This window comes from Pseudosporangium ferrugineum, from assembly GCF_003002065.1.
Lineage (GTDB): Bacteria > Actinomycetota > Actinomycetes > Mycobacteriales > Micromonosporaceae > Actinoplanes > Actinoplanes ferrugineus_A.
In genome coordinates this window covers 191,655-214,064 of sequence record NZ_PVZG01000015.1, presented here as the reverse complement: position 1 = coordinate 214,064, position 22,410 = coordinate 191,655, and the positions used below count along the sequence as shown (strand labels likewise).

Genomic DNA, 22,410 nt, shown 5'->3' with positions numbered 1-22,410 from the left:
CTCGAGCTGATCGGTCCGGCCCGCGCCGCCGGGAGCCGGACGGTCGTCCCCTTGCTCTTCCGGCTCCGGTTCCGGCATCGCGCCGGCCGCCCGATCCGCCCCGGCGCGGCCCGCGCCGCACGCCTTCCCCCAGCCACCCGCGCCCGCCCTCTCCCAACCACCCGCGGCGCGCCAGCCCACTCCCAGCCTCTGCCGGTCGCCGGTCGGCGCGGCCTGCGACCAGGCCCTCCGCTCACCCCCTCTCCGCTGTCACGGGCTGGCGGCGAGGAAGAGGAAGACGCCGAGGAGGCTGAGGTGGATGCCGCCCTGGAGGACGTTCGCGCGGCCCGGGACCACGGTCAGTGAGCCCACCACCACCGTCAGGGCCAGCAGCACCGTCTGGGTGCCGCCGAGGCCGAGCAGGAGCGGGCCGTCCAGCCAGATCATCGCGATCGCGATCGCCGGGATGGTCAGGCCGATGCTCGCCATCGCCGAGCCCAGCGCCAGGTTGAGGCTCGTCTGCATGCGGTCGCGGGCTGCCGCGCGTACGGCCGCGATGGTTTCCGGGAGCAGGACCAGGAGGGCGATCACGACGCCGACGACCGACTGGGGCAGGCCCGCGCCGGCGACCGCGGTCTCGATCGCCGGGGAGACGCCCTTGGCGAGGCCGACCACCGCGATCAGCGCCACGAGCAGCAGGCCTAGGCTGGTCAGCGCGGCGCGGCCGGTGGGCGGGTCGACGTGCTCCTCGCCGTCGATGACCTCGCCGGCGGTCGTGATGGGCAGGAAGTAGTCGCGGTGCCGGCGCGTCTGGACCAGGACGAACAGGAGGTAGAGCCCGAGCGAGGCGACCGCGGCGAAGGCGAGCTGGGCGGGCGAGAACTGCGGGCCCGGGCGGCTGGTCGTGAAGCTCGGGAGAACCAGGCTGAGGGTGGCGATCGTGGTGACGGCGGCGAGGGCTCCGCCCGTACCCTCGGGGTTGAAGACCGCGATCCGGCGGCGGACCGCGCCCACCAGCAGCGACAGCCCGAGGATCCCGTTGCAGGTGATCATGACGGCGGCGAACACCGTGTCGCGGGCGAGCGACTGGGTCTTCTCCCCGCCGCTGATCATCAGCGTGACGATCAGGGCCACCTCGATGATCGTCACCGCGACGGCGAGCACCAGGGAGCCGAAGGGCTCACCGACCTTGTGCGCGACCACCTCGGCGTGGTGCACGGCGGCGAGCACCGCGCCCGCCAGCAGCAGCCCGCTGATGATCACCGCGGGCGGTGGCAGGTCACGGCCCCACGTCAGGACGAGCGCGACGACGGCCGCCCCGGGCACGTACGCGGTCCATCGGGCGAGGTACGAGTTGATCTTCACTGCCATCCGTCAACCCTGCCAGAATCCGCGCCCCGTCGCCCGGTCCTGGGCTTTCGGGGTGACCATTCACGCACGTCGCCGGGTGGGGCGATCCGCCCATGAGCCCCCGGCGAATGGATCGCCCCGCCCGGCCCTCGGCGTGAGCGACGGTCCGAACCCTTACGGAGCTACGACAAAAGCCTTTGAGGTTTGCTTCGACGGCGCCGGGGCGGGAATGGTGGACGCATGGCTTACGTCTCGACGTCCGGGGAGTTCACCCGCGACCAGCGCTACATCGCCTCCCGGATCACGGCCGACGGCCGCGACGGCTATCCGGTCGAGGCGGGCCGCTACCGGCTTGTGGTCAGCCGGGCGTGCCCGTGGGCGAACCGCGCGATCATCGTACGGCGGCTGCTCGGCCTCGAGGACGCGCTGTCCATGGGGGTGGCGGGGCCGACGCACGACGAGCGGAGCTGGACGTTCGACCTCGATCCGGGCGGGCGCGACCCGGTGCTGGGCATCGAGCGGCTGCAGGAGGCGTTCTTCAAGCGCTATCCGGGCTACGAGAAGGGCATCACCGTGCCCGCGATCGTGGACGTGCCGACCGGCCAGGTGGTGACCAACGACTTCGCCCGGATCACCATCGACCTGTCGGTGGAATGGGCGGCACACCACCGCGAGGGCGCCCCCGCGCTCTACCCGGAGGAGCTGCGCGCCGAGATCGACGACATCAACAAGGTCGTCTTCGCCGACGTCAACAACGGCGTCTACCGGGCCGGCTTCGCGGGGTCGCAGGAGGCGTACGAGAAGGCCTACCACCGGCTCTTCGACCGGCTCGACCTGCTCTCCGAACGCCTCGAGGACCGGCGCTACCTGGTCGGCGACACGATCACGGAGGCGGACGTCCGGCTGTTCACGACGCTCGTGCGGTTCGACCCGGTCTACCACGGGCACTTCAAGTGCAACCGGAGCAAGCTGACGGAGATGCCGGTGCTGTGGGCGTACGCGAGGGACCTGTTCCAGACGCCCGGCTTCGGCGACACGATCGACTTCTCGGACATCAAGCGGCACTACTACGAGGTGCACCGCGACATCAACCCGACCGGCATCGTCCCCGCCGGCCCGGACCTGAGCGGCTGGCTGACCGAGCACGGCCGCGAGAAGCTGGGCGGCCGGCCCTTCGGCGACGGGACGCCGCCGCCCCCGCCCCGCGCCGGCGAGGAGGTCCCGGCCGGCCACGGAGCCACCTGACCCGGCAGCCGCCCCGCGGCCGACGAGCACCCGGGCCCGCGCACGGCCGGGCCCGCGCACGGCCGGGCCCGCGCACGGCCGGGGCCACGAAAGACAGGGAGCCCGGGAGGGAGCCGCGAGCGGCGTTCAGGGGCCCGGCATCGGCGGGCACTCCAGCACTTCGATCCAGTTGCCCTGGAACAGTCGCAGGTGGGGGTGCTCGGCGAAGATCCCGTCGGCCTCGTCCTGGGAGGCCGCCTCGACGATGGCGTACCCCGTCTTGCTGTCCGTGAAGTCGTCGCTCCCCTCGGCGGTGACCCGCCGCTTGCGGAACAGCGGCGAGCCGTTGTCGACGATCGCGTCCGCGTGGTTTCGCGCCCACGTCGCCCAGGCGTTCAGGAACTCGGCCTGCTGCTCATCGCTCACCTCGGGCTTCTGCGCGTCATCGGCGGCACCGTGGTAGATGGCGAGGAATCTGCTCATGGGCGCAGGCTAGTGGACCCTCGGCCGGGCAGCCGTCAGGCAGGGCGGATCGCCGTCAGACGGGTGGCCGTGCCGTTGCTGGTGGTCACCGCGACCAGGGCACCCGGGTTCTCGGCCAGCCAGATGCGGAAGTTCGACACCGATATCTTGCCGCTGCCCTCGCCGGTCCGCACGGCCGCGGGGACGTCGCCGATCGGCCCCTCCCACACCCTGAGGGCCGGCGACCTCCGGACCGGGATCGTGACCTTCTGCCGGCTCTCGACGACCTGGTACGGGTCGCTGCACAGCAGGTCGTCCGGGTCCACCCGGAACTGCTCGCAGTAGTCGGCGCTGTCCAGCACCCGCACCGGCTGGGCCACCGCGGCGCGCTCGTCCGGGTCGTACGAGTAGAGCCTGACGACCGACGTGCCGGAGCCGGTGGCCGGGTCGGCGAAGGGCGTCCGCTCGCCCGCCACCGGGGACCGCAGCTCGACGTCGGCGAAGGACACCGACGCGCTGTCGCCGGCCGACTCGTTGAGCACCCCCAGCTCGATCCGGCCCGCGACCAGCAGCGGCTCGGTGAGCGGCAGGCTGAGCAGGGCCGCGCCGTCGACCGTCAGCCCGGCCGTGCCGTCGCGCACGGCGATGCCCACCCGGTGCGTGCGGCCGGGCCGGAAGGCGGTCGTCGCGGCCGTACGCTCGCCGGTGAACCCGTTGCCCGAGTTCGTGTCGATCCCCAGGCGGACCTCTTTCTCGCAGAAGGAGGCTACGTAGCCGCTCGTGCCGACGTACCGGAACCAGATCACCGCGCACGAGCCCCGGGTGACGATGCCGGTGTCGACCGCGATCGTGTGGTCGCCGGTGAACGACTCCTCCGGGCCCCGGCACCGGTAGAGGCTGGCCTCGTGGGTCGTCGCCAGCATCCGGCGGTCGAAGGTGCACCATCCCCTGGCGTGCGTGGTCCGCTCGTCGGCCTTCCACAGCCCTGGCCGGTCGAGACGGTCGGACACCGACGGCCCCTGGAGCAGCGGCGTGGCGGGGGCGGCCGGCGCCGGGGACGGCGACGCCGCCGGGCCGGACACGAACGAGGCCGACGTCTGGTCGCTGCGGCCGCGCGACACCGCGAGGCCGATGCCGGCCGAGACCACGGCGGCCGCCGCGGAGGCGGCGACGAGACGGGTCAGCCGCCGGCGGCCGGCGCGCGGGGCGGGACGCGGCACCCGTCCGGTGTGCTGTGCCGCCTCGGCGGCCCTGAGCAGCTCCGGCCGCTGCGCCAGCCCTCCCCCGGTCTCCGCCTCGAGCAGCAGGTCGAGCAGCTGGTGGGCGGTCGGCCGGTCGGCCGGGTCCTTCGCCAGGGCCCGTTCCACCAGGGAACGCAGCGGCCCCTCGATCCCGGTGAGGTCCGGCGGCTGGGTCAGGATCCGCGCGGCCGTGGCGGCCGGCGAGTCCGTGCCGAACGGCGTGCGACCGGTCGCGGCGTAGGCCACCACGACTCCCCACGCGAACACGTCCGCGGGCGCGCCCGCCCGCCGGTCCGAGTCGGCCTCGAACCGCTCCGGCGCCATGTACGCCACCGTGCCGACCATCTGGTCCGGCCTGGTGTGCCGGCTGGTCACCTCCAGCGCCCGTGCGATCCCGAAGTCGATCACCTTGGGCGTACCCAGCGAGAAGAGGACGCTCTGCGGCTTCAGGTCGCGGTGGATCACGCCCGCGCCGTGGATCGCGGCCAGCGCCGTGGCGACCCCGACGGCCACGCTGTGCAGGGTGCCGCCGTCCAGCGCGCCCCGCTCCCGGATCACCTGGGAGAGGCTGGGTCCGTCGACGTACTCGACCACCAGGTACGGCGTCTCGTGGTCCGGGTCAGCGTCGAGCACCGCCGCCGTGCAGAAGCCGGGCACCTCCCGTGCCCGGTTGACCTCGCTGCGGAAGCGGCCCCGGAACTCGGTGTCCCAGGCGTACTCGGGACGCACCATCTTCACGGCCACCAGCCGGCCGTCCGGCGAACGCCCCAGGAAGACCGTGCCCATGCCGCCCTGGCCGAGACGCCGGAGCAGCTCGTAGCCGCCGAGCCGGCGCGGATCCCCGGGCATCAATGGTTGCGTCACCCGCAGCACGATACCCATCGGCGGGCCGCTCCTGGCCGGGGACCGACCGGGGGCCCTGGCCTAGAATGGCCGCACATCCATAGTGGAGGGCCCTGATGACCGACCAGATCGACAGCTCGACGCCGCAGCCGGCGCGACGCTACAACTACTGGCTCGGTGGCAAGGACAACTTCGCCGTGGACCGGGCCTCGGGCGACGAGATTCTCAAGACCTTCCCGACCGCCCGCATCGCCGCCCTCGAGAACCGGCGGTTCCTCCAGCGGGCGACGCACTTCCTGACCGCGGAGGCCGGCATCCGGCAGTTCCTCGACATCGGTACGGGTCTGCCGACCGCCGACAACACCCACGAGGTCGCCCAGCGGGTCGCGCCGGAGTCCCGCGTGGTCTATGTCGACAACGATCCGATGGTGATGGCCCACGCCCGCGCCCTGCTGACCAGCACGCCGGAGGGGCGGACCACGTACATCGAGGCGGACCTCCGCGAGCCCGCCAAGATCCTCGCGAACGAGGATCTCCTGGAGACCCTCGATCTCCGCGAGCCGGTCGCGGTCATGCTGGTGGCGGTGCTGCACTTCATCGAGGGGTACGGCGCGGGCAAGCCGATCGTGCGCACCCTGATCGACGCCATGCCCAGCGGCAGCTATCTGGCCGTGACCAACTCGACGAAGGACCCGCTGCCCCCGGAGACGGCGGCCCTCTACGACGCGGCCCTCGCCTCGGGCATCACCAACATCTGGCCCCGCGACCGCGCCGAGTTCACCGACCTGTTCGACGGGCTGGAGCTGGTGGAGCCGGGCGTCACCCCGGTCAGCGAGTGGCGGGCCGTGACCGACCCGGCCGAGCGCCCCGACCCCGCCCACGTCGCGATGTACGGCGCCGTCGGCCGTAAACCGTAGCGGCTCCGGGCGGGTCATCCGCTACGGTCGGTGCGTGCACAGCTTCCCGGCCATTCTGCCGCCGCCGCGCTCCTGACGGAGCGACGAGCCGACAGCCGGACAGGTCACCCCTGACCGGCCGTGATCTGCCGCCCTCGCTCCGTTGACGTCGTCCTTCACGACTCAATCCCCGGAGCGAGCACATGTCCCGGTTGTCCCTGTCCCCGCAGTCCCGCACGGCCGCACGCGGCGGCCTTCTCCCCATCGTCGTCGCCGGCATCCTCTGGGGTACGACCGGCGTCGTCGTGCAGCTGGTCCGCCGGTTCGCCGACCTCGGCCCGGTCGGCATCGGCTTCTACCGCCTGGCCATCGCCGCGGCGGTCCTGCTCGCCTTCACCGCCCGGCAGCTCTGGCCGGTCCTCGTCACGCTCCGTCCGCAACGGTGGCGCCTCCTGCTGATCGGCGCCGGCCTCGGCGCGTACCAGGCGCTGTACTTCCTGGCGGTCGCCTGGGGCGGCGTCGCGGTCGCCACCGTGGTCAGCCTCGGCCTCGCGCCGGTCCTCATCGCCGGGTGGGAGGCCCTGCGCTCCCGGCGCCGCCCGGAACCCGCCGCGCTGGGCAGCATCACCGCGGCGATCGCCGGCCTGGCCCTGATCACCGGAGGCACGGGGGCACCGACCGGCACCGCGCCGGAACCGCTGCTCGGGCTCCTGGCCGCGCTGGGCTCCGGCCTCGGCTACGCCGCCACCACGGTGCTGAGCCGGGACGTCACCCGGTTCGTGCGGCCGCTGGTGCTCACGTCGGCCTCGACCGCCGTCGGTGCGGTGACGCTTCTGCCGGTCGCGCTGCTCACCGGCGGGCTGGCGGTGCCCGTCGGGTCGGCCGCGGCGGGGATGCTCGCGTACCTGGGGGTCGTCACCACGGCGATCGCGTACGGGTTGTTCTACGCGGGCCTGCGGACCACGGCGGGCAGCGTCGCCGTGATCGTGACGCTGCTGGAGCCGTTGACCGCGGCGGTGCTGGCCGTCGCGATCCTCGGCGAGCGGCTGACGCTGCCGATCGCGGCGGGCGGCGGGCTCCTGCTCGGCGCCGTCGTGGTCGCCTCACTCACCCACCGCAGACCCGCGGCCGGCGACTGACGCGGATCAGCGCGGGCCGGGTCGACGGCTGCGGCGGTCAGCGGAGGTCGGCGTTCTCCACGATGTGGGTGGGGAATCCCGTGCGCGCCGCCCGCAGCATCGCCCGGCCCAGCGCGTCCGTCGTCGTCGCGATCCGCGGGAACCACCGGATGATCAAGGGCGTCAGCGGGGCGAGCAGGTCGTAGCCGACCCGGTAGAGGCGGGTGCGGGACGTCGCGCCGTGCGTGGGCTGGATGAAACCGGGGCGGAACGCGTACCCGTGCTTGAAGGTCTTGATGATCTCGAGCTCTGCCCGGCTCTTGACGCGGGACCACATCGTGCGGCCGTCCGGGTTGGAGCCCGCCCCCGACACGTAGACGAACGTCAGGTCCGGGTTGCGCGCGGCGAGGGTGTGCGCGGCCACGGCCGGGTAGTCGTACGTGATGCGGGTGTAGGTCTGCTCGTCGACGCCGGCCGAGGAGATGCCGAGGCAGTAGAAGCACGCGTCGTAGCCGTCGAGGCGGTCCTCGATCGCGGTGAGGTCGCCGGCGTCCGGGACCGTCAGCTCGGTGAGTTTCGGGTGGCGCAGGCCCGTCGGCCGGCGCCCGACCGTGAGCACCCGCGTCACGTCCTGGGCCAGCAGGGACTCGCGGAGAGCGCCCTGGCCGATCATGCCGGTGGCACCGAAGATGATGACCTTCATCCGTACGTCCTCCGCGTCCCGGGCCCGGGAGCCAGCATAGCCCCGGCGGATCCGTCCGTGACCTGGGAAATCCGTCCCGGTGGGCGAAAACGTCGTACCCGGCTCATAGAGTGCACCGGTGCCCGTTGAACGCTGGTCCACCGCCCAGGTCACCGCCGTCGCCCCCGACCCCGGTTCGTTGCGGGGTGCCCGCAGCGTCGGCACCGCCGGCAAGTGGCAGGAGACCGGCCTCTCCGGCGACGTGCTGTGGGGGCTGTGCAGGGGCAGCGGCCGCAATCCTTACCAGGTGTGCGTCGACCTTTCCGGGCCGGCGTACAAATGCTCCTGCCCGAGCCGCAAGTTCCCCTGCAAGCATGCCCTCGGCCTGCTCCTGCTCTGGGCCGAGGGCGCCGCACCCGGCCCGGCCACCGAGGCGCCCGCGTTCGTCACCGAGTGGCAGGCGGGCCGGGCGGTGCGGGCCGCGAAGGCCGCCGCGCCCCGCACCGACGGCCCGGCCGATCCCGAACTGGCCCGCAAACGGGCGCAGCAGCGCGAGGAGCGGGTCGCCGCGGGCATGGCCGAGCTGTCCCGCTGGCTCGACGACCAGATCCAGCAGGGACTCGCCGGCGCGGAGCGATCCGGCGCCGCGCCGTTCGAGACCATGGCCGCCCGGCTGGTCGATGCGCAGGCTCCCGGGGCGGCCTCGGCCGTGCGCCGGCTCGGTGGCCTCGCCGGGATCGGGCCGCAATGGGCCGACCGCCTCCTCGGCGATCTGGCACTGCTGCGCCTGCTGGTCTCCGCCCACGAGCGGCTCGCGTCGCTCACCCCGGCGATGGTCGCGACCGTACGCTCACGCATCGGTTTCCCGGTCTCCACCGAGGACGTGCTGGCCGGCACGCCGGTGCACGACCAGTGGCAGGTGCTCGGCCAGACGGACAGCGACGACGGCGCCCTGACCACGCGGCGCACGTGGCTGCGCGGCGTCGACAGTGGACGGTTCGCGCTCCACCTCGCCTTCGCCGCACCCGGGCAGACGCTCGCCGCCGACCTCGTTCCCGGCACGTCGTTCGAGGGCAGCCTGTGCTTCTATCCCGGCGTGGCTCCCCTGCGGGCGCTGATCAAGGACCGGCGGACCAGCCCCCGACCGCTGTCCCGCCCGAGCGGCGCCGGCACCGTCCGCGAGGCGCTGCGGGCCTGGGCGGCGGTGCTCGCGGCCGAGCCGTGGCGGTTCGACGTACCGATGCTGCTGGCCGGGGTGGTGCCCAGCGCCGACGGCCACCTGACCGACACCGCCGGGGATTCGCTCTCCCTGGCACCCGGGCATCGCGAGCCGTGGTGGCTGCTGGCCGCGGCCGGCGGGGCGCCCGCGACGGTCGCCGCCGAGTGGACGCCGGCGGGCCTGCGACCGCTGGCCGCCTGGGTGGACGACCGGTTCGTGCCGGCCGCTCCCCCGGTTCCCGGCGGCGCCGCGCCCCGCGCCCCCGAGCTTCCCCCCACCCTGCTGGCGGCGGCGCTGGTCGGCACGGGCCGCCGTCCGTTCACGGCCTCCACCGTGGAGGTCGGCGAGCGACCCATCACCCTGGGCCCGGGTGCGAGCCTCCTCGACGCCGCCGCGGCGGCCCTGCTCTATCGCCGCGCCGGCACCACCCCGGCCATCGCCCGTCCGCCGATCGAGGCCGCGCCGCCCGAGCCCGGCCCCCGCCTGCCCGACGCGGCCGGCGCCCGCCTGCTCCGGCTGCTCAGCGACGGCGGCGCACCCGGCGGCAGCCAGCAGGCGCAGGAGCTGCTCGGCCAGTGGCTCGCCGCCGCTGCCGCGCACGGCGGACACGTGCCGCCCGAGTCGCTGCCAGCCCTGCTAGACGCCGGCCGCCGCAACGCCGTGGTGCGGCCCGCGATCGGGCAGGTGGCCGGCGAGCGCGGCCGGTGGCTGGCTGCCCTGCGCCCCGACTGGCGGTGGTTGCGCGACGAGGCCCCCGGCGCGGCGGCCGGGGACGACCCCACGATCTGGGACACGGGTACGGGCGGACAGCGCCTCGCCCACCTCACCCGGCTGCGCGCCCAGGACCCCGCCGCCGGCCTCGCCCTGCTGCGGAGCACGTGGCCGACCGAGACCTCCGAGGACCGGGCCCGGTTCGTGGGCGCGCTGGCCACCGGCCTCTCCCCGGACGACGACGCCTTCCTCGACTCGGCGCTCGACGACCGGCGCAAGGAGGTCCGCGAGGCCGCCCTCGACCTGCTGCGCCGGCTCCCCGGCTCGAGCCTCGGCCGGCGCATGGCCGCACGCGCGACGGCCGCCGTCACCCTCGAACGCCGCACCCTGGGACGCGACCGGGTGGCCGTCACGCCACCCGCCGAGCTCACCGCCGACCTGCGCCGCGACGGGGTGGGGGCCCAGCCGGCCCGCGGCACCGGCCTCCAGGGCTGGCTGCTGGAGGAGATCGTCGCCGGCACCCCGCTGACCACCTGGACCGAGGCGTTCGGGCGCCCCGCGGCAGACGTCGTCGACCTCGCGCGCGGCAACGACTGGGAGTCCGCGCTGCTGCACGGCTGGGCCAAGGCGGCCATCGTCCAGGGCAGCGCCGACTGGGCCTCCGCGCTGGTCCGCAACGACAGCCGGGAGGGCGCCGCCGGGCTGCGCGAGGCGGTCCGCTGGGACCTCCACCTGCTGCTGCCCTCCGCCGACCTCGCCCGCATCGCGGCCGACTTCCTGCGCCGCGAGGACCACCTGGCACACCGGCTCCTCGCGGTGCACCCCGGCGCCTGGCCCGACGAGCTCGCGGTCGCGGTCGTCGAGACCATCGCCCACCGCGCCCGCACCGACCGGCACAGCTGGCAACTCGCCGAGCTGTGCCGCGCCGCCGCCACCGCCATGCCCCCGGCGTACGCGACCCCCGTCGCCCGGCTCGCCACCCAGCTCGACCAGGACTCGGCCGACCCGTCCCGGATCCGTCCGATCGCGGACCTGGCCCGCACGCTCACCTTCCGCCACGAGATGCTCCAGGAGTTCCAGTGACCGACCGCACCGCCCCCCGCCCGTCCGACGGCGGGCTTCCCTCCGGCCCTGCGGGCTCCGCCCCTTCTGCCGGCACCGCGGGCTCTTCCGGGCCTTCCGGGTCCCCGGCTTCCGGCCCCTCCGGCTCGGGCTCTTCCGGCTCCTCGGGCTCCTCCGGCTCTTCCGGCTCGTCCGGGGGCGGGCTTTCGGCTTTGCGGCCGCATGCCGAGGATCAGTATGCCGAGGAGCTGGCCCTGCTCGCCGCGACCGACGACCGGCCCCGGCCGCCGGGCTGGCGCCTGTCCCCGCAGGCGGTGGTGACCTACCTGCTCGGCGACGGCGCGAAGATCACCCCCAAGTACGTCGGGCCCCGGCGGCTCATGGAGGTCGCGGTGTCCACCCTGGTCACCGACCGGGCCCTGCTGCTGCTCGGCGTGCCGGGCACGGCCAAGACGTGGGTGTCCGAGCACCTCGCCGCCGCCATCAGCGGCGACTCCACCCAGCTGGTGCAGGGCACGGCGGGCACGGCCGAGGAAACCATCCGGTACGGCTGGAACTACGCGCGCCTGCTCGCCGAGGGACCGTCGGAGGCGGCGCTCACCCCGAGCCCCGTCATGCGCGCGATGCAGACCGGCACGATCGCCCGCGTCGAGGAGCTGACCCGGGTGCCGTCCGACGTGCAGGACGCGCTGATCACCATCCTGTCCGAGAAGACGCTGCCCGTGCCCGAGCTCAACACCGAGGTCCAGGCGCAGCGCGGCTTCAACCTGATCGCCACGGCCAACGACCGCGACCGGGGCGTCAACGAGCTGTCGAGCGCCCTCCGGCGGCGTTTCAACACGGTGGTGCTGCCCGTGCCCGCCTCCGCCGACGACGAGGTGGAGATCGTGGCGCGGCGGGTCGCCCAGCTGGGCCGCTCGCTCGATCTGCCGGAGGTGCCGACCGCGCTCGAGGAGATCCGGCGGGTCGTGACGGTGTTCCGCGAGCTGCGCAACGGGATGACCGAGGACGGGCGGACGAAACTCAAATCCCCGACCGGCACCCTCTCCACCGCCGAGGCCATCTCCGTGATCACCAGCGGCATGGCCCTGGCCGCCCACTTCGGCGACGGCAACCTCCACGCGAGCGACGTGGCGGCGGGCATCCTCGGCGCGGTCGTCAAGGACCCCGTCTCCGACAGCGTGGTCTGGCGCGAATACCTGGAAACGGTCGTCCGCGAACGCACCGACTGGCGCGACTTCTACCGGGCGGCCCGCGATGCCTGACCCCCGACCGACCCCGGCGCGGCCCGCAATGCCCGAGCACGCAGCGACATCGACACGACCCACAACGCATGAGTGCCGGGCGGTGTGGGCGCGGCCCACGACGCCCCCACGCCGGGCGGGATCGGCGCGACCCGCGAGGCCCTCACGCCGGGCGGTGTGGGCGCGGCCCGCGACGCCCTCGTCTTGGGCGGTGCGGGCGCAGTTCGCGGGGTGTGAGGGGCGCGGTGGGGTCCGCCGGCACGGTGGCGGGTGGCCGTTCGATGGCTGAACGTCTCTACGGGATCCGCCACCACGGGCCGGGCTCGGCCCGCGCCGTGGTCGAGGAGCTCGACCGCCAGCGGCCGACCGTGCTCCTGGTCGAGGGGCCACCGGAGGCCGACGACCTGGTGCGCTGGGTCGCCGACCCGGGCCTCGAACCGCCGGTGGCGCTGCTCGGCTACGCCGCGGACGACCCCCGCCGTTCCGCCTTCTGGCCGTTCGCGGTCTTCTCGCCGGAATGGCAGGCGATCCGGTGGGCAGTGCGCAACGACGTCCCGGTGCGCTTCTTCGACCTCCCCTACGCCTACCGCCTTGCCGGCTCGCAGGACGCGGCACCTGACGTCGCCGGACCCGGCGGCACGCTGCCGGAGGTGTCCGGGCCCGGCGACCCGGGACACGCCGACGCCCCGCACGGGGCCGCCGGCCCGGGCAGCGACGGGCAGCGGCGCACTCCACCGGGGGATTCCGGCCGGCCACGGACCGGTGGACGCGAGCAGGAGAACCCCGCACCCGGGCAAGCCGCGCACGAGGACACCCCACCCGGGCAAGCCGGACACGAACACGTCGCGCCCGGGCACGGACACGCCGCACCCCGGGAAGCCGCGCACGAGGACACCCCACCCGGGCAAGCTGGATACGGAGACGTTCCACCCCCGGAAGCCGGGCATGAGGATGTTGCGGCCGGGGAGGCGGAGGGCGGGCTGCCGGGTGGGCGGGTGCGGCCGGTGGATCCGATCGGGGAGTTGGCGCGGGCTGCCGGTTATGACGATCCCGAGCGGTGGTGGGAGGACGTTGTCGAGCATCGGGGGATGCCCGCCTTCGAGGCCATCGCCGAGGCTATGACGGCGATCCGGGAGACGTCCGCCGAGGATCCCGAGGATCTGGTGCGGGAGGCGTACATGCGGACGGTCTTGCGGGAGGTGCGGCGGACCCACGACGAGATTGCCGTGGTGTGCGGAGCTTGGCATGTGCCCGCGCTCGCTCGGAAGGTCACCGCGAAGGAGGATGCCGCGGTGCTCAAGGGGCGGAAGAAGGCGAAGGTTGCCTTCACGTGGGTGCCGTGGACGTACGGGCGGCTCGCCTCGTGGTCCGGGTACGGGGCCGGGGTGCGGTCGCCGGGGTGGTACCACCACCTTTTCACCGCCGGCGGGGACGTGGTGCCGCGGTGGCTGGTCGACGCGGCCGGGGTGTTGCGGGGTGAGGGGGTGCCCACGTCGTCCGCGCATGTCATCGAGGCGACCCGGCTTGCCGAGGCGCTGGCCACGTTGCGGGGGCGGCCGCTCGCCGGGCTCGCCGAGGTGACCGAGGCCGCCGAGGCCGTCATGTGCGACGGGGAACCGCTGCGGGGCGAGCTCATCGGGCGGAAGCTGGTCGTCGGGGAGCGGCTCGGGGGCGTGCCCGACGACATGCCCGCCGTACCGCTGGCACGTGATCTTGCGGCGCAGCAGCGCGCCGTACGGTTGAAGCCGGAGGCCCTGGAACGGGTTCTTGAGCTGGACCTGCGCCGCGACATGGACCTGGCACGCAGCCGGCTGTTGCACCGGATGCGGGCGATCGGGGTGCCGTGGGGCGAGCCCGAGACCGCCCGGCGCGGGACCGGGACGTTCCGGGAGCAGTGGCGGCTGCGGTGGCTGCCCGACTTCGCGGTGCAGCTGGTCGAGGGCAGCATGTACGGGACCACGGTCGTCGCCGCGGCCACCGCGAAGGTGACCGGGGCGGCCCGGGACGCGGCCGCGCTCGGCGACGTGACCGCGCTGGTCGAGGTGTGCCTGCTCGCCGAGCTGGGGGACGCGTTCCCGGCGGTGCTCGCCGCGCTGGACACCCGGGCCGCGCTCGACGCCGACATCAACCACCTCATGGCGGCGATTCCGGCGCTGGCGCGCACCCTCCGGTACGGCGACGTGCGGCGTACCGATGTCGCCGGGCTGGCCTCCGTGACCGCCGGACTGCTCACCCGGGTCTGCGCGGGGTTGCCCGCGGCGGTCGGGTCACTGTCCGATGAGGCGGCCCGGGAACTGCGCGGGTACGTGGACGGCGTGCACCGGGCGGTCGGCCTGCTGGACGACGACGAGCTGCGGGAACGCTGGCTGACCACGCTGGGGTCGGTGTCCCGGCGGGACGGGCTGCACGGGCTGATCGCCGGGCGGCTGACCCGGCTGCTGCTCGACGCCGGGCGGCTCGACAGCGGCGAGGTACGCCGGCGGCTGCGGTTGCCGCTGACCGTGGGCACGCCGCCCGCGCACGGCGCCGCGTGGGTCGAGGGGTTCCTGTCCGGCGGCGGGCTGCTGCTGGTGCACGACGACGCCCTGCTGGAGCTGATCGACGAGTGGCTCGCCGACATCCCCGCGGACGCCTTCGGTGACGTGCTGCCGCTGCTGAGGCGTACGTTCGGCGCCTTCGCCACGGGTGAGCGCCGCGCGATCGGCGAGCGGATAGCCGGCGGCGCGGTGGCGCGGGCCGAACCGCTGGTGCTGGACCACGACCGGGCGGCCACCGTGCTGCCGACGCTGAGCGCGCTGCTGGGGCGGGAGATCGCATGACGGAGATCGAGGATCCGGCGAAGCGCGAGCGGCTGCGGCGGTGGCGGCTCGTGCTGGGCGGTCCGGCCGACGATTCGCTGGGTGCGGCCGAGGGTCGCGACGCCCGCATGGACGCGGCGCTGGCCGCGCTCTACGACGGAGGCGAGGACGGCGAGGGGCCGCGCACCTCCCGGTCGGCGGGGCTCGGCGGTTCCGCCCCGAAGGTGGCCCGGTGGCTCGGCGACATCCGGGAGTATTTTCCCAGCACGGTCGTGCAGGTCATGCAGGCGGACGCCATCGAGCGGCTGGATCTGACCCGGCTGCTGCTGGAGCCGGAGATGCTGGCCGCGGTCGAACCGGACGTGCACCTGGTCGGCACGTTGCTGTCGCTGAACCGGGTGATGCCCGAACGCACCAAGGACGCGGCGCGGCAGGTGGTGCGCAAGGTGGTGGCCGAGCTGGAGAAGCGCATCAGCCAGAAGACCCTCGCGGCGGTCAACGGGGCGCTGAACCGGGCCGCGCGGATCAACCGGCCGCGGCACGCCGACATCGACTGGGACCGCACCATCCGCGCGAACCTCAAGCACTATCAGCCGGAGCATCGCACGGTCGTGCCGGAACGGCTGGTCGGGTACGGGCGCCGCACCACCGCGGTGCAGCGTGACGTGGTGCTGTGCGTCGACCAGTCCGGGTCGATGGCGGCGTCCGTCGTGTTCTCCGGGGTGTTCGCGGCGGTGCTGGCGTCGATGCGGTCGCTGCGGACGTCCCTGGTGGTCTTCGACACGGCCGTGGTCGACCTGACCGAGCAGCTGAGCGACCCGGTCGAGGTGCTGTTCGGCACGCAGCTCGGCGGCGGCACGGACATCAACCGCGCCATCGGGTACGGCCAGCAGCTGATCACCCGGCCGCGGGACAGCATCTTCGTGCTGATCAGCGACCTGTACGAGGGCGGCGTCCGGGAGCAGATGCTGCGCCGGGTGGCGGAGATGACGGCGGCGGGGGTGCAGGTGGTGGTGCTGCTGGCGTTGTCCGACGAGGGCGCGCCCGCCTACGACCACGAGAACGCGGCGGCGCTGGCGGCCCTGGGGGTGCCGGCGTTCGCGTGCACGCCGGACGCCTTCCCGGACCTGATGGCGGCGGCCATCGAACGACGGGACCTGATGTCCTTCGCCCAACGCCTGAGCAAGCAGCCCAACGCCTGAACAAGCAGCCCAACGCCCGAGGAAGGAGCGCCCGAGCAAGCCCAGCCGCGGAACGAGATCCAGCGCCCGAGGAAGGAGGGACGCCGCGCTACGACGGGTCGAGGACGATTGCTGTCAGGACGATGCCGTCGTCGACCAGGAACCGTCCGTGCAGTTCCGTGAACGGTCCCGTCCGCAGCAGCCGGGCCGTGAAGGATCCGGCCTCCGGGTGGAAGGTGACCGCCGCCTCCTCGAAGCCCAGCCACTCCCCCGTGCGCGGGAACCACACCTTGTAGACCGACTCCTTGGCGCTGAAGAGCAACCGCTCCCACCACGTGCCGGAGCCGGCGGCGGCAAGGGCGCTCAGGTGCTCGCGCTCGCCGGGCAGCGACACCAGGTCCAGCACCCCGGCCGGCAGCGGGCCGTGGACCTCCGCGTCGATGCCGATGCCCGCCACGTCCGCCGCGTGGGCCACCGCCGCCGCCCGGTAGCCCGCGCAGTGGGTCAGGCTGCCCACGACGCCGGCCGGCCAGATCGGTGCTCCGCGGTCGCCGCGCAGGATCGGGGCCGGGGGTTCGCCCAGCGACGCCAGGGCCTGCCGGGCGCAGTGCCGCACCGTCGTGAACTCGGCGCGGCGTTTGGGCACCGCGCGGGCGACCAGCTCCTCCTCGGCCGGGTACAGGGTCGCCGACGGCGGGTCCTCGCGGGCGTGGGCCGAGCGTACGGACGCCGGCAGGATGCGCTCGATCATGCCGCGAGGAACCGCAGGATCGCCTCGTTCACGGCCTCGGGCCGTTCGAGGTAGCCGTAGTGGCCCGCGCCGGCGATCTCCTCGTAGACCGCGCCGGGGATCGCCGCCGCCAGCTCGCGGCCCCGGGCCGGCGGTGCCACCAGGTCGTCGGCGAACGACAGCACCAGGGCCGGCACGCCGATCCCCGCGTACGCCGGACGCCGGTCGGTGTCCAGGGCGGCGTCCATCTGGGCGCGGAGCCCCGGATCGTTCCAGGTGGTCGGCGACAGCTCGAGGATGTCCAGCCAGTCCTGCACCACGGCCGGGTCGGCGAGCGTGCGCGGCGACAGGTTCTGCAGGGCACGCGTGGCCGCGTCGTACGCCCGGGGCAGCTTCACGCCGGAGTCGGCGAGTTGCCGTTCCGCCGCGGCCAGGGCCAGCGACATCGGGTCGGGGCGGGCGCGGGAGGCGATCAGGACGGCGCGGGACGCCAGCTCCGGGCGTACGAGAAGCAGCTCTTGAATGATCAGTGACCCCATCGACGTGCCGACCAGGCGGCACGGGCCGCCGGCCACCTCCTCGATCAGCGCGGCCGCGTCGGCGACGAGGTCCGCGACCGTCAGGGAGGGTCCGACCGGGCCGCTGCGGCCCGCGCCGCGGTTGTCGAGGGTGATGGCCCGGTATCCGGCGGCGACCAGCGCGGGCACCTGGTGCAGCCACCAGGTGCGGCCCCGCGCGCCGGTGCCCGGGATCAGCACGACGGGCGCCCCGCGGCCGGACTCCTCGTAGTGCAGGGTGACCTCGCCGGCGACGATCGTGGGCATGCCGGAACCCTACCGGGGGACAGCCACCCGGCGCGCTCCGCGTGATCCTAAGCTGGGCGGGTGACGATCACGTACGGCTGGCGGGCCGGGTTCGACGACGCCACGCTGGACGCGTTGCACGCGGCGGGTTTCGGGACCGAGCCACGGGGAACGGACTGGTCGGCCCGGGTACGCCGGCACAGCCTCGGCTGGGTCTGCGGCTACGCGGGCGAGCGCCTCGTCGGCTTCGTCAACGTGCCGTGGGACGGCGGCGAGCACGCGTTCCTCGTCGACACGGTCGTGGCCGCGGACGTGCGCGGTGCCGGAGTGGGCACCCGGCTGGTGGCGACCGCCGCCGCGGCGGCACGGCGTGCCGGATGCCACTGGCTGCACGTGGATTTCCTGCCCGAGCTGTCGGCGTTCTATCTGCAGGCGTGCGGCTTCCGGCCGACCGCCGCCGGACTACTAGCACTCGAGAGAGGGTCATCACCATGCCACTGACCGGCGAATACGCCCCCAGCACCTCCGCCTGGGCCCGCGAGCAGGCCGAGAAGTTCGAGTCCAGCAACGGCGCCGAGGCCAACGAGCTCCAGGGCAAGCCGGTGATCCTGCTCACCTCGGTGGGCGCGAAGTCCGGCAAGCTGCGCAAGACCCCGCTGATGCGCGTCGAGCACGACGGCGAGTACGCCGTGGTCGCCTCCCGCGGCGGCGCGCCCACCCACCCGGTCTGGTACTGGAACCTGATCAAGAACCCGCACGTCGAGCTGCAGGACGGCGCCGAGAAGCACGACTACGAGGCGCGCGAGGTGCACGGCGAGGAGCGAGCCGTGTGGTGGGACCGGGCCGTCGAGGTGTGGCCGGCGTACGCGGACTACCAGACCAAGACCGACCGCGTCATCCCGGTCTTCGTCCTCACCCGGCGGCCGGCGGGCTGACCCGGCGGGCGGAGCGGCGGGCGCGCGCGGCCGGCACCACGAGCGGCGTGCCCGTCTGCGGGTCGGGGATGATCTCGCACGGCAGCCCGTACACGTCCTCGACGAGCTCCGCCGTGATCACCTCGCGGGGGTCGCCGGAGGCCACGATCCGGCCGGCCTTCATGGCGATGAGGTGGGTGGCGTAGCGGCACGCGTGGTTGAGGTCGTGCAGCACGGCGACCAGGGTGCGCCCCTGCTCGTTGAGGTCGGCGCACAGGTCCAGCAGGTCGATCTGGTAGGCGATGTCGAGGTAGGTGGTCGGCTCGTCGAGCAGCAGCAGGCCGGTCTGCTGGGCCAGCGCCATCGCCATCCACACGCGCTGGCGCTGGCCGCCGGAGAGCTGGTCGACCGGGCGGTCCGCGAGGTCCGTCACGCCGGTGGCGTCCATCGCCGCGGCGACCTGGTTCTCGTCCTCCGGCGTCCACTGGCGCAGCAGCTTCTGGTGCGGGTACCGCCCGCGGGCCACCAGGTCGACGACCGTGATGCCCTCGGGGGCCGTCGCCGTCTGCGGCAGCAGGCCGAGCCGGCGCGCCACCTCCTTCGCCCGGTACGAGCCGATCGCCTGCCCGTCGAGCACCACCGTGCCCCGCTTCGGCGCGAGCAGCCCGGACAGCGCGCGCAGCAGCGTGGACTTGCCGCAGGCGTTGGGCCCGACGATCACCGTGAACGAGCCGTCCGGGATGGTCACGCCGAGGCCGGACGCGATGACCCGCTGGTCGTACGCCAGGGTCAGGTCCGTTCCCGAGAGCCGTGCCGTCATCAGCTTCCCCTCCGCCACTGCACGCTGAGCAGCCACGCCAGATAGACCCCGCCGACCGCTCCGGTGATCACCCCGACGGGCAGCTGGGCGGGGGCCAGCAGCCGCTGCGCGACGAAGTCGCTGAGCACCATCAACAATGCCCCGGTGACCGCCGACGGGAGGAGCTGCGGCGTCGCCGAGCCGGTCAGCCGCTTGGCGATCTGCGGCGCGGACAGGGCCACGAACGCCACCGGCCCGGTCGCCGCCGTGGCCACCGCGCACACCGCCACGGCCAGCAGCACGAGCACGGGGCGGGTGCGGTCCACGCGTACGCCCAGCGCCCGCGCGGAGTCGTCGCCCAGCTCGAGCATGGTCAGCCGCCGGCTCAGGAGCAGCAGCAGCGGGGTGAGCACGAGCAGGGCCAGGCCGAGCAGGCGTACGTACTGCCACGTGCGGCCGTTGAGGGTGCCGACCAGCCAGGTGGCGGCGGCCTGGGCCTCCTCGAGGCGGGCGCGGCTGATCAGGTAGCTGTTGACGGCGACGAGCATGGCGCTGATGCCGATGCCGACCAGCACGAGCCGCCGGATCGCGCCGCCGCCGAGCGCCGCCAGCCCGTACACGATCAGCGCGGTGACCAGGCCGCCCGCGATGGCGCCGGCCGCCGCGCCGCCGGGCCCGGCGCCGAGCACGAGGATCGCGAAGACCGCGCCGGAGGCCGCGCCGGTGGTGAAGCCGATGATGTCCGGGCTGCCCAGCGGGTTGCGCGACAGGCTCTGGAACACCGCGCCGGACATCGCGAAGGCGGCGCCGGCGAGCAGCGCCAGGGTGACCCGGGGCAGGCGCAGGTCGAGCAGGATGAACCGGTCGGCGCGCCGGCCGCCGCCGCCGAGGATCTCGGCGATGTCGGCGAACGGGAGGCGCACCCCGACCGCCGAGACGGTCCAGGCGGCCATCGCCGCGGCCGCGACGACCAGCAGCGCGGTGACGCCGAGGGTGCGCAGGTCGAGGCGGAGGGCCACGCCGGCGGCCCGGACGGTGACCTTTCGGCTCACAGCGGCACGATCCGGCGGCGCAGGATGACGGCGAGGAACACGGGCGCGCCGAGGAACGCCGTGATCAGTCCCGCCTGGAGCTCGCCGGGCCGCACCACGACCCGGCCGGCGATGTCCGCGAGCAGGAGCAGGATCGGGGCCAGGACCAGCGAGTACGGCAGGAGCCACCGCTGGTCGGGCCCGACGAGGGAGCGGGCGATGTGCGGCACGGCCAGCCCGACGAAGGCGACGGGCCCGACGGCGGCCGTGGCCCCGCCGCACAGCAGCGTGATGGCGAGGGCGGCCAGCACCCGGGTGCGGTGGAGGTTGGCGCCCAGCGCGCGGGCGGTGTCCTCGCCGAGGGCGATGACGTTGAGGGAGGGGCCGAGCCCGAGGGCGAGAAGGACGCCGACGGCGAGGAAGGGCAGGACCCCGTACAGGACGGGGAGGTCGCGCCCGGCGAGGGAGCCGACCATCCACAGCCGGTAGCGGTCGAAGGTGGTGACGTCGACGAGCGCGACCGCGTTGACCACGGCGAGCAGGGCGGCGCCGATGGCCGCGCCGGCCAGGGCCAGCCGTTCCGGCGAGGCGCCCGCGCGACCGCGCGTGCCGAGCAGGTAGACCAGGGTGAACGCGCCCGCGGCGCCGGCGAAGGCGAACCAGATGTAGCCGGTCAGCGAGCCGACGCCGAGCACCCGGATGGCCAGCACCACGGCCGCCGCCGCGCCCGCGTTGATGCCGAGGATGCCGGGGTCGGCGAGCGGGTTGCGGGTCAGCGCCTGCAGCAGCGCGCCGCCGAGCCCGAACGCGATCCCGGCGGCGAGGCCGAGCAGCGTCCGGGGCAGCCGCAGGTCGAGGATGATCCGCACGTCCTCGGCCCGCGCGGGTGAGCTCGGATGGCCGTCGAGCGCGTCCCAGACCGTGCCGAGCGGGATCGCCTTGGTGCCGACCGCGATGCTCAACGCCGCGACGGCGACCAGGGCCGCGGCGGCGGCGAGCAGGCCGAGCCCGCGCGTGGTGAGCCCGCCCCGGGCGCGCACGCGCGCCTCCAGCGGGGCGTACCCGGCGCGTTCGGCGGCACGGTGGTCCCGCTCGGCGACCGCGGTCACGCCAGGGCGTCCTTGACCATCGGGACGAACTTCTCGAGCGTGTACGGCGTGCTCAGCACCGAGTTGGTGGAGAACGCGTTGGCCAGGTCGGCGTCGTCGATGATGAGCAGCCGGCCCGCCTTCGCCGACGGGATGCTGTTGAGCACGGCGTCCTTCTTCAGCTCCGCGCCCGCGCCGATGGCGAAGATCACCGTGAGGTCGGCATCGAGCAGGCCGACGCGCTCCTTGGAGATCTCGGCGTAGAAGTTGGCGGGCTTGAGGTCCTCGATCTTCGTGGAGTTGGCGAAGCCGAGGGCCTCCATGAACTGCACCCGGCCGTCGCCGCGGGTGTAGGCGCCGTACTGGCCGCCGAAGGCCGCCGCGACGACGACGCTCTTGCCGGCGAAGCCGGGGTTGGCCGCCTTGGCGTCGGCGAGCGCCTTGTCGTTGGCGGCGACGAGCGCCTCCCCCTCGGCCCTGCGGCCCAGCGCCTCGGCGATGAGCAGCGTCTGGTCCTTGAGCGTGGTCCCGTACGGCTGGGTGCCGGCCGGCCCGCTGAGGGTGGGTGCGAGCTTCTCGAGCTGCTCCCACTTCGCCTTGTCGTTGTCGCTCTTGGTGAAGGTCACCAGGTCGGGACGCAGCGTCGCGACCTGCTCGAAGTTGATCTCCGGGCCCTTGAGGACGGTCGGCTTGGCGCCGCCGAGCCGGTCCTGCGCCCACGGGCCGACGCCGACCGGCCAGGCCTGGAACCAGTCGAGGATGCCGGCCGGGACGACGCCGAGGGCGAGCAGCACGTCCGCGTCCGCCCAGCCGAGCGACACGACGGTCTTCGGCGCGGCCTCGACGGTGGTGGTGCCGAACTGGTGGGTGGCCTTGGCCGGGAACGTGCCGCCGCCGGCGGGGGCCGAGCCGCCGGCCGGGGCGGGGCTGTCGCCCACGTCGTCCCCGCAGGCCGCGAGCAGCCCGGCCGCCGCGACGCCCGCGGCGCCCAGGAACAGCCGGCGGCGCGAGAGGTGCGGGTGGGTTGCCATGGGG

The 22,410-nt window shown here is 74.3% G+C and carries 19 protein-coding genes; 9 read left to right on the top strand and 10 right to left on the bottom strand.

Annotated features, from left to right (window positions below; genetic code table 11):
• Positions 1–249: 249 nt before the first annotated feature.
• Complete coding sequence (locus CLV70_RS28505) at positions 250–1,350, bottom strand: calcium:cation antiporter (RefSeq protein ID WP_106129678.1); 1,101 nt, start codon at positions 1,348–1,350, stop codon at positions 250–252.
• A 219-nt stretch (positions 1,351–1,569) separates the two neighbouring features.
• Between CLV70_RS28505 and CLV70_RS28500 the strand changes: the two genes are divergently transcribed.
• Complete coding sequence (locus tag CLV70_RS28500; RefSeq protein ID WP_106129677.1) at positions 1,570–2,574, top strand: glutathione S-transferase family protein; 1,005 nt, start codon at positions 1,570–1,572, stop codon at positions 2,572–2,574.
• Between the two features lie 126 nt (positions 2,575–2,700).
• On the opposite strand, the gene CLV70_RS28495 is transcribed toward CLV70_RS28500, so the two are convergent.
• Complete coding sequence (locus tag CLV70_RS28495; protein WP_106129676.1) at positions 2,701–3,036, bottom strand: YciI family protein; 336 nt, start codon at positions 3,034–3,036, stop codon at positions 2,701–2,703.
• A 35-nt stretch (positions 3,037–3,071) separates the two neighbouring features.
• Positions 3,072–5,120: a serine/threonine-protein kinase gene (locus tag CLV70_RS28490; protein WP_106129710.1), complete on the bottom strand. Its 2,049-nt coding sequence runs from the start codon at positions 5,118–5,120 to the stop codon at positions 3,072–3,074.
• Between the two features lie 95 nt (positions 5,121–5,215).
• Between CLV70_RS28490 and CLV70_RS28485 the strand changes: the two genes are divergently transcribed.
• Together CLV70_RS28485 and CLV70_RS28480 are read left to right on the top strand one after the other, a co-directional pair.
• Positions 5,216–6,016, top strand: coding sequence for an SAM-dependent methyltransferase (locus CLV70_RS28485; protein ID WP_106129675.1), 801 nt, complete (start codon positions 5,216–5,218; stop codon positions 6,014–6,016).
• A 182-nt stretch (positions 6,017–6,198) separates the two neighbouring features.
• Complete coding sequence (locus CLV70_RS28480; protein ID WP_106129674.1) at positions 6,199–7,134, top strand: DMT family transporter; 936 nt, start codon at positions 6,199–6,201, stop codon at positions 7,132–7,134.
• A 37-nt stretch (positions 7,135–7,171) separates the two neighbouring features.
• Here the strand turns inward: CLV70_RS28480 and CLV70_RS28475 are convergent, their stop codons facing one another.
• Positions 7,172–7,816 (bottom strand): NAD-dependent epimerase/dehydratase family protein, encoded by a 645-nt coding sequence (locus tag CLV70_RS28475; protein ID WP_106129673.1) that lies wholly within the window; start codon positions 7,814–7,816, stop codon positions 7,172–7,174.
• Positions 7,817–7,934: 118 nt separating this feature from the next.
• Here CLV70_RS28475 and CLV70_RS28470 point away from each other — a divergent pair, with 118 nt between their 5' ends.
• From CLV70_RS28470 to CLV70_RS28455, 4 genes are all read left to right on the top strand, one after another.
• Positions 7,935–10,808 (top strand): SWIM zinc finger family protein, encoded by a 2,874-nt coding sequence (locus CLV70_RS28470; protein ID WP_106129672.1) that lies wholly within the window; start codon positions 7,935–7,937, stop codon positions 10,806–10,808.
• A gap of 191 nt (positions 10,809–10,999) precedes the next feature.
• Positions 11,000–12,052, top strand: a complete 1,053-nt coding sequence (locus tag CLV70_RS28465; RefSeq protein ID WP_106129671.1) for an ATP-binding protein — start codon at positions 11,000–11,002, stop codon at positions 12,050–12,052.
• Between the two features lie 260 nt (positions 12,053–12,312).
• A complete protein-coding gene (locus tag CLV70_RS28460) occupies positions 12,313–14,850 on the top strand; it encodes a DUF5682 family protein (protein WP_106129670.1) in 2,538 nt (845 codons plus the stop codon).
• Positions 14,847–16,031, top strand: coding sequence for a VWA domain-containing protein (locus tag CLV70_RS28455; protein WP_106129669.1), 1,185 nt, complete (start codon positions 14,847–14,849; stop codon positions 16,029–16,031). The genes CLV70_RS28460 and CLV70_RS28455 overlap by 4 nt, the downstream gene beginning before the upstream one ends.
• 88 nt (positions 16,032–16,119) lie before the next feature.
• On the opposite strand, the gene CLV70_RS28450 is transcribed toward CLV70_RS28455, so the two are convergent.
• Both CLV70_RS28450 and CLV70_RS28445 read right to left on the bottom strand, forming a co-directional pair.
• Positions 16,120–16,761, bottom strand: a complete 642-nt coding sequence (locus CLV70_RS28450) for a 4'-phosphopantetheinyl transferase family protein (protein ID WP_106129668.1) — start codon at positions 16,759–16,761, stop codon at positions 16,120–16,122.
• A complete protein-coding gene (locus CLV70_RS28445) occupies positions 16,758–17,564 on the bottom strand; it encodes an alpha/beta fold hydrolase (RefSeq protein WP_106129667.1) in 807 nt (268 codons plus the stop codon). Before CLV70_RS28445 ends, CLV70_RS28450 begins: the two co-directional genes overlap by 4 nt.
• 60 nt (positions 17,565–17,624) lie before the next feature.
• Here CLV70_RS28445 and CLV70_RS28440 point away from each other — a divergent pair, with 60 nt between their 5' ends.
• The gene (locus CLV70_RS28440) at positions 17,625–18,044 is read left to right on the top strand and encodes a GNAT family N-acetyltransferase (protein WP_106129666.1); all 420 of its coding nucleotides are present in this window, start codon (positions 17,625–17,627) and stop codon (positions 18,042–18,044) included.
• The gene (locus CLV70_RS28435; RefSeq protein ID WP_106129665.1) at positions 18,035–18,478 is read left to right on the top strand and encodes a nitroreductase family deazaflavin-dependent oxidoreductase; all 444 of its coding nucleotides are present in this window, start codon (positions 18,035–18,037) and stop codon (positions 18,476–18,478) included. Before CLV70_RS28440 ends, CLV70_RS28435 begins: the two co-directional genes overlap by 10 nt.
• Here CLV70_RS28435 and CLV70_RS28430 read toward each other — a convergent pair.
• From CLV70_RS28430 to CLV70_RS28415, 4 genes are all read right to left on the bottom strand, one after another.
• Positions 18,456–19,277 carry an ABC transporter ATP-binding protein gene (locus CLV70_RS28430; RefSeq protein WP_106129709.1) on the bottom strand — a complete coding sequence of 274 codons (822 nt, stop codon included), beginning with the start codon at positions 19,275–19,277 and terminating at the stop codon, positions 18,456–18,458. The two genes, CLV70_RS28435 and CLV70_RS28430, sit on opposite strands and share 23 nt — an antisense overlap.
• Positions 19,277–20,308: a FecCD family ABC transporter permease gene (locus CLV70_RS28425; RefSeq protein WP_211303916.1), complete on the bottom strand. Its 1,032-nt coding sequence runs from the start codon at positions 20,306–20,308 to the stop codon at positions 19,277–19,279. The genes CLV70_RS28430 and CLV70_RS28425 overlap by 1 nt, the downstream gene beginning before the upstream one ends.
• Positions 20,305–21,288: a FecCD family ABC transporter permease gene (locus CLV70_RS28420; RefSeq protein WP_281260497.1), complete on the bottom strand. Its 984-nt coding sequence runs from the start codon at positions 21,286–21,288 to the stop codon at positions 20,305–20,307. The genes CLV70_RS28425 and CLV70_RS28420 overlap by 4 nt, the downstream gene beginning before the upstream one ends.
• Positions 21,289–21,392: 104 nt before the next feature.
• Positions 21,393–22,406, bottom strand: a complete 1,014-nt coding sequence (locus CLV70_RS28415) for an ABC transporter substrate-binding protein (RefSeq protein WP_106129664.1) — start codon at positions 22,404–22,406, stop codon at positions 21,393–21,395.
• Between the last annotated feature and the right edge of the window lie 4 nt (positions 22,407–22,410).